The sequence below is a fragment of the Arcicella sp. GW822-FHT02H01 genome (genome assembly GCF_058802005.1).
On sequence record NZ_JBXANT010000002.1, the window covers coordinates 181,726 to 193,271 of the forward strand.

An 11,546-nucleotide genomic window follows, 5' to 3' on the forward strand; every position below is an offset into this window, starting at 1 on the left:
ATAAGCGTAATTTTTGTAATTAATCATGGCAGTACATTTTTTAACGGTTCCAGGTTTAGGGAGTTCAGGGCCAAAGCACTGGCAAACAATTTGGGAACAGCAATACCCAGCAGTATTTAACAGAGTAGAACAGGAAGATTGGGATTTGCCAGTTGTCGAAAAATGGGTTGAAACTTTGCAAAAATCTATTAGTAATTTACAAGAACCTACTGTATTAATTGCACATAGCTTGGGGTGTCTAGCCGTAGTTTTGTGGGCTAAAAAATACACTTCTGATAAAATAGAAGGCATTTTGTTTGTAGCACCACCAGATTCAGAAAGAAAAGATTTCCCTAAACAAATTTCAGGATTTTCGCCTATTCCTTCAGAAGAACTTCCTTATAAAAGTGTATTGATTGCTAGTATAAATGATGAATATGCTACTATTGATAGAGCCAAGGAATGGGCAGGGAATTGGGGAAGCCAATTTGTAAATATTGGTTCGGTAGGACATATTAATGCTGATTCTAACCTTGCAGATTGGCAAGTAGGCAAAGGCATCATCAATTCAATTTTTAACACTTCATTATAATTTTACAGTTCATCAACATGCAAGAACCTATCGATAAAAAACGCCCTAAAGCCTTACAAGCCAGTAATTTTGCACCAAATTTTTGGCTGATTAAGGAGATGGGACGATGGAGTAACCTCCCCAAAAATATTGAAAATCAACCCAATTTCACGCTCAGCGAATTAATGCTTTTTCGTCCATTGGTGCTGAGTTTTTTTTCACCCTCTTGGAATAATTATGGAGAAATACACTTAGAATTACTACAGAAGGCCCATAAGCGACTGAAAAACATTGGAGCAGAAATCCTAGTGATGACAGATGTATTACCTGACAAATTGGATGCTTTAGCCAATGAATACAAATTAAGTTTTAATATTTGTCATGATAGAAATAATGAAATAGCAGAATTATTAGGCGTTTATTCGAAAGACTACCCGATTTGGCAAAGAATAACAGGAATTTCTAAAGAAGTACCCTTGCCAGCTACCTTTATTATTGTTCCCAACCTGCTGATTATTTATAGTTTCGTTGACGATGATTTTGAAAGCATTTTTTCGATAAAAGAAATGGAAGCATTCATCAAACTTTATCGTAATAAATAATCTGACTACTTAAGAGATGAAAAATATTTTTTCAATTAATCTACAAATCTTATAGGATATATAGTTTTTGTATTATAACTTTGTTTCAAGAAATTAAGGAAAGCTCACATTTAGTCCACATATTAATAATGCAAGCATATAATCAATCAAACGCCATCATTTGGGATAGTACATTCCCTATAAATATATTCAAAGGCAACACAGCCAAGTTATCACCTTTAAAAATTGGGTCACGTTTACCTTTATTGCCTATTTCATCAGTATGTGGATTTTGGAAACACTTTTCTGAAGAAGTAAATCCGCAGAAACTAACATTACAACAAGTTCAACAAAATAAACCATTAGTAATTAGTTTTTTATCTGGTGGTTGGAATGAATACGGCTTGAAACATTTCAATACCTTGAAAGCTTCATATCAAGAGATTTTGGCACTTGGTGGAGACTTACTTGTAGTTGTTCAAGCATCTAAAGAAGAAACAAAAGAATTAGTAGAATATTTTAATTTACCTTTTAATGTAATAGCAGATTCGACGAATCAAATCGCTAAACAATTTGGTATTTATTCACAGGAGTTCGCCGTTTGGGATCGTATCGCTGGTATTTCAGAAGATGTACCTGTTCCTGCTACCTACGTAATTAGTCAGCAAGGAAGAATCGTTTATGACGCCATTGATGAAGACTTTAGTAAACCGTTTTCACCTTCGGAAATGTTAGGAGCAGTATTTAGTGCTGCCCGTAACATTCCTTATTCTATTAAATATCGTGCTGTGGCATAATTGTCTGAGATTATCAATCCCTTTTAATTACCTATAATATGTCAGAATTGAACAAGTACAAACAAACAGCACTTGGTGATGTTGCAGCTAGGCAGTTAGCCATTGCTACCCGTACAGTACCACAATTTGAATCAATTACTCCTCGCTGGTTAACACATTTACTCAATTGGATTCCTGTAGAATCAGGCGTTTATCGATTGAACAAAGTAAAGGAGGGAAGTATTGCCGAAGTTGACTGCTCGGGTCGTGATGAAAGAAACCTTCCTCACACTTTTATCGATTACGTTGAAAACCCACGTGAATATAACCTTAGTGCGGTAAATACCGTGTTGGATGTTCATACACGTGTTTCAGATTTATACAGTAAGCCTTATAATCAAATCAGCGAACAGCTACGTTTGACGATTGAAAGCATCAAAGAGCGTCAGGAAAGCGAATTGATTAATAACAAAGAATACGGCTTATTGAATAGTATTGCCCCTAAACAAAAAATCAAAACGCGTGTAGGACCGCCGACACCAGATGATTTTGACGAATTATTGACAAAAGTTTGGAAAGAACCGGGCTTCTTTTTGTTACATCCATTAGCCATTGCTGCTTTTGGTCGCGAGTGTACTCGTCGTGGTGTTCCACCGCCAACAGTGTCATTGTTTGGTTCACAATTTATCACTTGGAGAGGTATTCCTTTGATTCCATCGGATAAATTACCTATCGAAAATGGTAAAACAAAAATCTTATTATTGCGTACTGGCGAAAACCGTCAGGGTGTAGTAGGACTTTATCAACCAGGTTTACCAGGCGAACAGTCTCCAGGGTTAGCAGTAAGATTTATGGGAATCAATGATAAAGCAATTGCTTCTTACTTAGTATCATTGTATTGCTCATTAGCAGTATTAGTAGATGATGCTATTGCTGTATTGGAAGACGTAGAAATAGGAAATTACTATGAATATAAATACTAATCAACAGGGAAATATATTGCAGGGCATACCTTCTGTAGAAGATTTACAGCAACTAGCAAATGATATTTTCAAGGCACTTCCTAATGAAGTGCCTAAGGAAATTTCATTGAATCCACAGGAACATCCTAAGGCGAATCACTTTGCTGAAAGATTGTATGAAACGCTTCAAGGCATACCCACTTCAAATACAGGGGTAGGTGTATCGCCTTCGGCTTTTCAACATGGGAGTGTGTTTCAACCTATAGGAAATGCTGGTGTTCAACCGCAAACTAGTTTGCCAGACCCACATTTTGCTAATCCAGCTAGTCAGTCTTTATTTTCTGGATTGGGGGCTTCAGCGTCAGCTTTGCCAAATATTGGTACGGTTGATTCGAAATCACCATTGGCTGCTACTTCCCTTTTTGAATTAGATTCAAATAATATTTTACCATCGCTCAGTACTTTCGGTTATATCCCGTCTGTTCAAACAAAAGCACCGATTAGTGTCAATGATGCGTCTTATTATTTTCTATCAGGACAAAGTCAAAATCCTTATAGAACTTATGATAAAACGCCTCAGTTTCCCGAAAAAGCATCAAATTATGATTCTTTTGGGGCAACTAGTTCAGCGTTTGATGCCAATCTGATAAAAAAAGATTTTCCTATTTTACAAGAAAGAGTAAATGGACGTCCATTAGTTTGGTTAGATAACGCCGCTACGACACAAAAGCCAAAGCAAGTAATTGATAGAATTACGTATTTTTATGAACACGAAAACTCAAACATTCACCGTGCAGCCCATGAATTAGCAGCTCGTGCTACTGATGCTTATGAGGGCGCTCGTGAGAAAGTCAGGGCTTTCTTGAATGCACGTTCTACCAACGAAATCGTTTTTGTACGTGGAGCAACTGAGGCTATCAACTTAGTAGCCAAAAGTTGGGGTGAACAAAACCTAAAAGCTGGTGATGAAATCATTGTCAGCCATCTTGAACATCATGCGAATATTGTGCCTTGGAAACAATTGGCAGACAAAAAAGGCTTGAAAATCAGGGTAATTCCTGTAGATGATGATGGTCAGATTTTACTAGACGAATATGCTAAATTGCTAAATGCTAAAACTCGATTAGTATCATTTACACAAGTTTCAAATGCTTTAGGAACTGTTACACCTGCCAAACAAATTATCGACTTGGCTCATGCAACAGGAGCAAAAGTATTAGTAGATGGAGCTCAATCAGTGTCACATTTGCGTTCTGATGTCGTTGGCTTAGATTGTGATTGGTTTGTTTTTTCAGGACATAAAGTATTTGGGCCTACGGGTATTGGTGTACTATATGGAAAAGAAGAATTATTGAACGAAACTCAGCCGTGGCAAGGTGGGGGAAACATGATTGTTGATGTTACTTTTGAACAGATTCAATACCATGATGCTCCCTCACGTTTTGAAGCAGGAACGGGCAATATAGCAGATGCAGTTGGACTGGGTGCAGCGATAGACTATGTTAATAAAATCGGAATAGATGTGATTCATCAATATGAACATTATTTATTAGTGTACGCTACCAAGTTATTAAAAGAAATTCCGGGACTTCGTTTGATTGGTACTGCCAAAGAAAAAGCGAGCGTACTGTCTTTCATTTTTGATGGCTATAGTAATAACGAAGTAGGTCAAGCACTGAACAAAGAAGGAATAGCTGTAAGAACGGGACACCACTGTGCCCAACCGATTTTAAGACGTTTTGGCTTAGAATCAACAGTTCGTCCATCTTTGGCTTTTTATAATACGCAATCAGACGTTGATTTATTAGTAGAAACACTTTATAAATTACGTGCAGGACACAAACAAGCTGTAAGATAGCTCTGAGTTTATATCCCTAGAGAGGGACTTAAGTCCCTCTCTAGGGATATGTTTAATAACTATTTTGCTTTAGAGAAGCGATTTTGTCTTTTCAATTAAAACCACCACGATTGAAATTAAAAATTATACATGAAAAATCATCATACTCAACCTTTAATTGATCTTCTTCGTAAAACTCATCATGCAGAATGGGAGGCTACTCCGTCTGCACAAGAAGCGATTAGTTGGTTGAATGATCTTGTTCATTTTTTATTTCCAAGCAACCATTTACCTAAGCAATCTTCTTACGAAGGAATCTTAAAGAAAAATCAGATTGACTTAGAGAATATATTATTAAGCTATCTTGATGTTAAGCAAATAGATATTGAAGGTGTGGTAGAGGCTTTTTATGTTTCGCTTGGAGACCTCTATCAAGATTTACGTCATGATGCCTCAAAAATTTATGAATGCGACCCAGCCGCAACCAGTGTTAATGAAGTAATCGTGTCATACCCAGGCTTTTATGCCATTACGGTGTATAGGATTGCCAATAAATTGACACAATTAGATGTTTCAGTCTTACCTCGAATTATAAGTGAATATGCGCATGGTAAAACAGGCGTTGATATTCACCCCAATGCAAGTATTGGTGTACCTTTTATGATTGACCACGGAACAGGCATTGTAATTGGTGCAACCAGTATCATTGGTAATAATGTTTCGATATACCAAGGAGTTACTTTAGGTGCTTTACAAGTAGCCAAAGAGCTTTCGGATACAAAAAGGCATCCAACTGTTGAAGATAACGTAGTAATTTATGCACGTACTACCATTCTTGGCGGTAAAACCGTAATCGGGGAAAATAGCATTATTGGCGGAAGTGTTTTTCTGACCAAAAGTGTTGAACCCAATTCGCAGGTGTTTAATACTCATCAACTTAGAATTACTTCTAAAAATGAGGTATTCCAAAAGAAACCTATTTTATCTGAGGTTCATTAACGAATCTCTTTTTATGCTTTTTTAATCTATGTAATCTATCAATTCAGTAGTTAATATATAAAAAATAAATAATAATGAATTTCAATTATTTAGCCTTCGCAGTTCCTTTCTTCTTGTTTTTGATTGGGTTGGAATTCTGGGTATCAAAAAAGAAAGGGAAACATTTTTATAATTTCAATGATACCATTTCAAACCTTAGTGTAGGTATCGCTGAAAGACTTTTGGATGGTCTGACACTCGGACTATTCTATTTTGTATATGATTATCTGTACAAGCATTTTGCTATTTTTCATATTCAGCCAAGTGTTTTATCATGGATTGGTCTTTTGTTAATAACCGATTTTCTGTGGTATTGGTATCATAGATTAGGACATGAAGTAAACATACTTTGGAGCGTACACGTGGTACATCACCAAAGTGAGGAATTTAATTTTACGGTGTCTGCTCGTATTACTTTATTTCAAGCAGTAGCCCGTACTTTCTTTTGGTCACTTTTGCCAATTGTAGGTTTTTCGGCTGAAATGATTACTACTATTTTGTTAGTACACGGGTTGTATCCATTTTTTATCCATACCCGTACTGTTGGCAAACTAGGCGTGTTGGAATATATTTTTGTAACGCCATCGCACCACCGCGTGCACCATGCTAACAACGACCAATATTTAGATAAAAACTACAGCGATGTGTTTATCATTTGGGATAAGTTGTTTGGCACTTTTGCAGAAGAAATAGAAGAACCAACTTATGGTTTGACAAAACCATTGAATAGTAATAGTTTTTTATGGCAACATTTTCATTTTATGCTTGAAATGGCCTATGCTTTTAAATATGCTACTGGTTGGAGAAATAAACTAAGAATGATTTTTGGAAAGCCAGAATATATCAACCCTACTTACAGGCGAGTATTAGAGCAAAAATTTGTAATTCATAAAACAGATAAGCTTTATACTACACGGTTTAGAAATTATGTGGTTTTGCAAATGACTTTAATTTTAATCACGTTGTTTACCTTTTTGCTTTTAGAAGGGCAGATTGATTTGTCAACTCAAATAGCTACTACGCTGATTATATTGGTTACGCTAGTGAATTGTGGGGCTATTTTAGAGCAAAGAAGATGGATTTTTTACTTAGAATACACACGATGTTTTCTGATTTTGTGGGTAGGCTATATCCATTTTGAAAATGCCCTTAATCCCTATGTTTTGTTTAGCATCGTTTTAATCGTTACGCTTTATTTCAAAACATTAAATCGTCAGTATTTGCGATTGATTTACGGTCTCCATTAAACCTAAACCAGATTTGTATAATAATTCTTAATTACATCAATTATGGAAAACAATCAGTTCTTAAATAAAATATCAGTTCGTCTGAAACTCAATAACCAGTTTGAACGCTCATTGATGTGGGTTGTTGCCATTGCTATTTATGTTATCGCTTTTAGTGTTTTCATTGGCAAAGCTCCTTTGCTTGATGCGGCTTATCAAGCCAAAGAGTGGCTTGGACCAGATTTCTATTTATACTTAGGTGTAGGTTTGTTGGCTCAATTAGTAGATGGCTCTTTAGGGATGGCTTATGGCATTACTTCTACTTCTTTTTTATTGGGAATAGGCGTTCCTCCTGCTTTGAGTAGTACAAGTGTTCACGTTTCTGAAATGTTTACTACTGGAGCATCTGCTATCTCACATTATCAGTTTAAAAATATTAATAAAAAATTGTTCAGAGCCTTGCTTTGGGGTGTGGTAGGTTCAGTGGCAGGTGCATATTTATTGTCAGAAATCATTGATGGTAATTTTATAAAACCCTATATCTCGCTATACATGCTAATACTGGGCGTGGTTATTTTGAAAAAAGCGTTTCAAAAAAATATCGCTAAACGTAAAACAAAGCGAGTTGGATTATTAGCTATTTTCGGTGGGTTCATGGATGCCATTGGCGGTGGTGGTTGGGGTCCAATCGTTACGTCTTCTTTGTTAGGTCAGGGACGTAACCCTCGTTATGCGATTGGTTCGGTCAATGCCGCAGAGTTTTTGATTACACTTTCTAGCGGACTTACTTTCTTGTTTTTTGAAGGGGTAAATTCTTGGCAAATCATTTTAGGATTGGTACTGGGTGGAATTATTGCTGCACCTTTTGGCGCTATTTTGATTAATAAAGTTCCTAGAAGACCTCTGATGTTTATCGTAGGCTCTGTAGTAATCTTCCTAAGCTTCAAAACGTTATGGAAAGTTTTGCCAGACTTATACCTATTTATTTCAACAGTTATTTCTCATTGGTAAATGCTACATGTATGAAAAGATGGAACCTTATACTCGTCATATTTCTCTTGTTCTCAGGGAGTTCATTTGCAAATGATTTTGAATTTACCCCAAATTTACAAAATGCATATAGCGAACTTTGTAAATTAAAGGTGCAATCTGCTAAGCAACTTTTAGCCAAAGAACCTGCCAATAATGGTATCAGAATCTGGTTGGAAGATTTTGCCGACATGATTGTGCTTTTTGCTAGCGAAGATGAAAAAGAGTATGAAAGGTTATCTGATAATGAAGATAAAAGGCTGGATTTAATCAAGGATTTAGATGAAGATTCGCCTTATAATAAATTTGTTCAAGCAGAAATCAAATTACACTGGGCATTGGTAAAAATGAAATTAGGCCATGAAACCAAAGGTGGTTTTAATGCCATTTCAGCCTATAAATTACTAGAAGAAAATCGTAAACGATTTCCAAATTTTACTGCTAATTATAAGAATTTAGGCGTTTTTCATGTCATGATAGGTTCTGTCCCTGAAAACTATAAATGGGTTACAAAACTATTAGGATTGAAAGGAGGTATTCAGCAAGGATTAAAAGAATTGAATATCGCTGTTAACGATAAAATTGTAGGAAAAGAAGCAAAGTTTTATCAGCTATTTATTCAGTCGAATGTCTTGACGTTGGATGATAATGAGCGACAAGATTTAAGTCAATTTGTGACTAATAATCCTGATAATTTGGCGATTAGTTTCTTGGGTGTATCGATATTGCTAAGAAATAATAAAAGTGAGATGGCGCAGAAAATATTACAGAACAGACCTAACGGTACTGCTTATATGGCCATGCCTATTTTTGATTTATATCAAGCTGAAATCTTATTTAACAAAGGCAATTATTCGCCAGCTATTCAGTATTATCAAAACTATCTAAAAAACTTTCGTGGGAATAGCTTTTTGAAAGATGTAAATTTTAAATTGTTTCTTGCCAACTGGCTAACAAACAACCCTGATAAAGCATTGAATCACTTAGCTAAAATTCCGAATGTGGGCAAGAAATTTTCTGAAACAGATATCATTGCCCAAAACTTTTATGAACAATTTCAGAAAACAAAAGTTTTTCCCAATAAGAATCTTGTAAAGGCTTGTTATGCATTTGAAGGAGGACATTATACAGAGGCTTTAGTGTTTTTAGATGACCTTGAAGAAGATTCATTTACTTCGCAGATTGATAAGGCAAACTTTAATTTTAGAAAGGCAAGCATTTTACAAAAAATGAATGCACAGTCTCAAGCAATTCCTTTTTTCGAGCGTGCTATGGCACTTTGTGCAGGACAAAACTGCCATTTTGGGGCAAGTTCTTCCTTGCAATTAGGCTATATTTATCAGCAAAGAAATGATAAACCAAAAGCCAGACTTTCGTTTGAAAGAGCAATTGCTTATAAAAAACACGAATACAAAAACTCGATAGATAATAAAGCACAAGCGGCATTAACTGAAATGGGGATTTAATTGTCTTTGAATAATTTTTTCAAAAAAAAGACATAAATTTTAAGGATAAAATTTGGAATTGTAATATTTAAAATAGAACTTTGTCTATCGAATAAGTAGATTTATAAAGAACGAAGGGAGAGATAAGGCTCTATGATCTTCTGGCAACCTGTAAACCACCATCAAGGTGCCCCAACCTTATTCTAATGATAAATCATAAAAAATCACACAAAAGAATATTGTAATACGCAATACAAAATAGTCTTGTGTTTTACTCAACCTAATACATCATGAGACGTATAGTTATAATCGTGTGCTTAATTTTTGCCTCTATGGCTATTAAAGCACAGCAAATCAATCAGATAGTTAGCTGGAAATATAGCTATGCCAATCCTAGTTTTAAAGTAGGAGATGAGGTAGAATTAGTCTTTACTGCTAATCTGGAAAAAGGTTGGTCGTTATATTCAAGTGACTTTAAAGCTGATGTTGGGCCACAGCCTACTACTTTTTGGTTTGCTGAAAATGGTTCTTTTGAATATGACGGAAAGATTGTACCAGTTAGTCCTTTAAAAAAGCTGGATAAGAATTGGGGATTTGAAGTGTCTTATTTCAAAGAAAAAGCGGAATTCAGAACAAAAGTCAGAATTGTAGAACATTCATTAGACATTTTTGGAGGAATAAAAGGGCAACTCTGCAATGATAAAAAGGGCGTTTGCATCCCATTTGAACAAAAATTTCAATTTTAGAAAATTTTAGAAATTAATAAATATTTAGAAACCTCTTTCAAAAAATTAAATACAATTCATCAACAATACAACAGTGAAGTGAAATGACCTCTTAAACCTATTAGCTTGAAAATTAATCAGACAACATTCTAAAAAACTAAACACCATGGAGATTTATTGTGATAACGCCGCTACTACAGCCCTAGATTTGGAGGTATTAGATACCATGATTCCATATCTAACCAATCATTTCGGGAATCCTTCTTCTAGTCATGCGATAGGAAGAAAAGCTAGAGAAGCGGTAGAAGAGTCTAGACAGAAAATAGCTGGACTTTTAAATGCCTCAGAAAATGATATTTTCTTTACTTCTGGTGCTACAGAAGCCAATAATTTAGCACTTTCTGGAGCTATTAAAACCTATGAAATTAAGCATGTTATAACAAGTAGACTTGAGCACAAAGCAGTTTTACAAACCTTAGGGCAATATAGCCAGAATAATGAATTGGAAATCGATTTTGTGAAAATTGATAGTCGCGGTAATATTGATTTGAATCAATTTGAATGGCTTTTGAAGAATAACCATCAGACGTTAGTAAGCCTAATGCATGCTAATAACGAGATTGGAAATTTTAACGATATTGTAAAAATTGGAGAAATCTGTAAGAAATATGATGCCATTTTTCATAGTGATACTACGCAAACAATAGGTAAATATAGGTTTGATATTAAAAAGCTGAATGTAGACTATATTGTTGGGTCATCACATAAATTTCATGGACCTAAAGGAGTAGGATTTATCTACATCAATAAGTACCGCAAAATACAGCCTCATATTTATGGAGGTGCTCAGGAAAGAGGAACCAGAGGTGGAACAGAGAATGTAGCAGGTATTGTGGGCATGGCCAAAGCTTTAGAAATAGCCTATAGAGATTTGGAGGAATATCATAACTATGTTGCTTTCTTGAAATCAAAAATGAGTACAACATTATATGAATTGTTTGGGGAGGAAATTTCGTTTAATGGAGAAAGCGATTCACCAACAAACAGTTTGCCGAATATCCTCAATGTGGCTTTTCCTCATCTGAAAAAAGGAGGAGTATTAGTAAATCGTTTGGATGCACTGGGCATCGCAGTTTCAGGAGGTAGTGCTTGCTCTAACTTAACCAATAATGGTTCGCATGTGTTGAAAACATTGAATCGTAACCTTGATAAAGATAGCGTTCGTTTTTCTTTTAGTAAATCTAATACGCCCAAAGAAATAGATTTAATTATCAAGACCATCGTAGATATTTACGAGCAAGATATTTTTGTTAAAAAGACAGAACAACAAAAAAATCCTCAATTAATTTTTGCTTAAAAAATTGTATTTAAGCGGTT

General features: G+C 35.3%; 11 protein-coding genes and 1 riboswitch. All 11 genes read left to right on the top strand.

All coding sequences use genetic code 11. The features are described 5' to 3' along the window. The first annotated feature begins 25 nt into the window (after positions 1-25). The 11 genes from AC1RNE_RS21065 to AC1RNE_RS21115 all read left to right on the top strand — a co-directional run bounded on the left by AC1RNE_RS21065 (position 26) and on the right by AC1RNE_RS21115 (position 11,526). Positions 26-571: an RBBP9/YdeN family alpha/beta hydrolase gene (locus AC1RNE_RS21065; protein ID WP_492803897.1), complete on the top strand. Its 546-nt coding sequence runs from the start codon at positions 26-28 to the stop codon at positions 569-571. A 17-nt stretch (positions 572-588) separates the two neighbouring features. Further along, positions 589-1,152, top strand: coding sequence for a redoxin domain-containing protein (locus AC1RNE_RS21070; protein ID WP_492803899.1), 564 nt, complete (start codon positions 589-591; stop codon positions 1,150-1,152). A 128-nt stretch (positions 1,153-1,280) separates the two neighbouring features. Further along, complete coding sequence (locus AC1RNE_RS21075) at positions 1,281-1,928, top strand: redoxin domain-containing protein (protein ID WP_492803901.1); 648 nt, start codon at positions 1,281-1,283, stop codon at positions 1,926-1,928. A gap of 38 nt (positions 1,929-1,966) precedes the next feature. Then, positions 1,967-2,890, top strand: coding sequence for a family 2A encapsulin nanocompartment shell protein (locus AC1RNE_RS21080; protein WP_492803903.1), 924 nt, complete (start codon positions 1,967-1,969; stop codon positions 2,888-2,890). Further along, positions 2,874-4,727 carry a family 2A encapsulin nanocompartment cargo protein cysteine desulfurase gene (locus tag AC1RNE_RS21085; RefSeq protein WP_492803905.1) on the top strand — a complete coding sequence of 618 codons (1,854 nt, stop codon included), beginning with the start codon at positions 2,874-2,876 and terminating at the stop codon, positions 4,725-4,727. Before AC1RNE_RS21080 ends, AC1RNE_RS21085 begins: the two co-directional genes overlap by 17 nt. A 129-nt stretch (positions 4,728-4,856) precedes the next feature. Beyond that, complete coding sequence (locus AC1RNE_RS21090; protein ID WP_492803907.1) at positions 4,857-5,705, top strand: serine O-acetyltransferase; 849 nt, start codon at positions 4,857-4,859, stop codon at positions 5,703-5,705. 74 nt (positions 5,706-5,779) lie between these two features. Beyond that, the gene (locus AC1RNE_RS21095; protein ID WP_492803909.1) at positions 5,780-6,991 is read left to right on the top strand and encodes a sterol desaturase family protein; all 1,212 of its coding nucleotides are present in this window, start codon (positions 5,780-5,782) and stop codon (positions 6,989-6,991) included. Positions 6,992-7,033: 42 nt separating this feature from the next. Then, complete coding sequence (locus AC1RNE_RS21100) at positions 7,034-7,981, top strand: sulfite exporter TauE/SafE family protein (RefSeq protein ID WP_492803911.1); 948 nt, start codon at positions 7,034-7,036, stop codon at positions 7,979-7,981. A gap of 11 nt (positions 7,982-7,992) precedes the next feature. Next, positions 7,993-9,465, top strand: a complete 1,473-nt coding sequence (locus AC1RNE_RS21105; RefSeq protein ID WP_492803913.1) for a tetratricopeptide repeat protein — start codon at positions 7,993-7,995, stop codon at positions 9,463-9,465. Positions 9,466-9,563: 98 nt separating this feature from the next. Continuing rightward, positions 9,564-9,660: riboswitch (SAM riboswitch) on the top strand. Between the two features lie 74 nt (positions 9,661-9,734). Further along, complete coding sequence (locus tag AC1RNE_RS21110) at positions 9,735-10,190, top strand: protein-disulfide reductase DsbD domain-containing protein (protein ID WP_492803915.1); 456 nt, start codon at positions 9,735-9,737, stop codon at positions 10,188-10,190. Between the two features lie 145 nt (positions 10,191-10,335). Beyond that, positions 10,336-11,526: a cysteine desulfurase family protein gene (locus AC1RNE_RS21115; protein ID WP_492803917.1), complete on the top strand. Its 1,191-nt coding sequence runs from the start codon at positions 10,336-10,338 to the stop codon at positions 11,524-11,526. The last annotated feature ends 20 nt before the right edge of the window (positions 11,527-11,546 follow it).

Coding starts and splice junctions, on each gene's coding strand:
- AC1RNE_RS21065 (WP_492803897.1), top strand. CDS start 26: ATGGCAGTACATTTTTTAACGGTTCCAGGTTTAGGGAGTTCAGGGCCA.
- AC1RNE_RS21070 (WP_492803899.1), top strand. CDS start 589: ATGCAAGAACCTATCGATAAAAAACGCCCTAAAGCCTTACAAGCCAGT.
- AC1RNE_RS21075 (WP_492803901.1), top strand. CDS start 1,281: ATGCAAGCATATAATCAATCAAACGCCATCATTTGGGATAGTACATTC.
- AC1RNE_RS21080 (WP_492803903.1), top strand. CDS start 1,967: ATGTCAGAATTGAACAAGTACAAACAAACAGCACTTGGTGATGTTGCA.
- AC1RNE_RS21085 (WP_492803905.1), top strand. CDS start 2,874: ATGAATATAAATACTAATCAACAGGGAAATATATTGCAGGGCATACCT.
- AC1RNE_RS21090 (WP_492803907.1), top strand. CDS start 4,857: ATGAAAAATCATCATACTCAACCTTTAATTGATCTTCTTCGTAAAACT.
- AC1RNE_RS21095 (WP_492803909.1), top strand. CDS start 5,780: ATGAATTTCAATTATTTAGCCTTCGCAGTTCCTTTCTTCTTGTTTTTG.
- AC1RNE_RS21100 (WP_492803911.1), top strand. CDS start 7,034: ATGGAAAACAATCAGTTCTTAAATAAAATATCAGTTCGTCTGAAACTC.
- AC1RNE_RS21105 (WP_492803913.1), top strand. CDS start 7,993: ATGAAAAGATGGAACCTTATACTCGTCATATTTCTCTTGTTCTCAGGG.
- AC1RNE_RS21110 (WP_492803915.1), top strand. CDS start 9,735: ATGAGACGTATAGTTATAATCGTGTGCTTAATTTTTGCCTCTATGGCT.
- AC1RNE_RS21115 (WP_492803917.1), top strand. CDS start 10,336: ATGGAGATTTATTGTGATAACGCCGCTACTACAGCCCTAGATTTGGAG.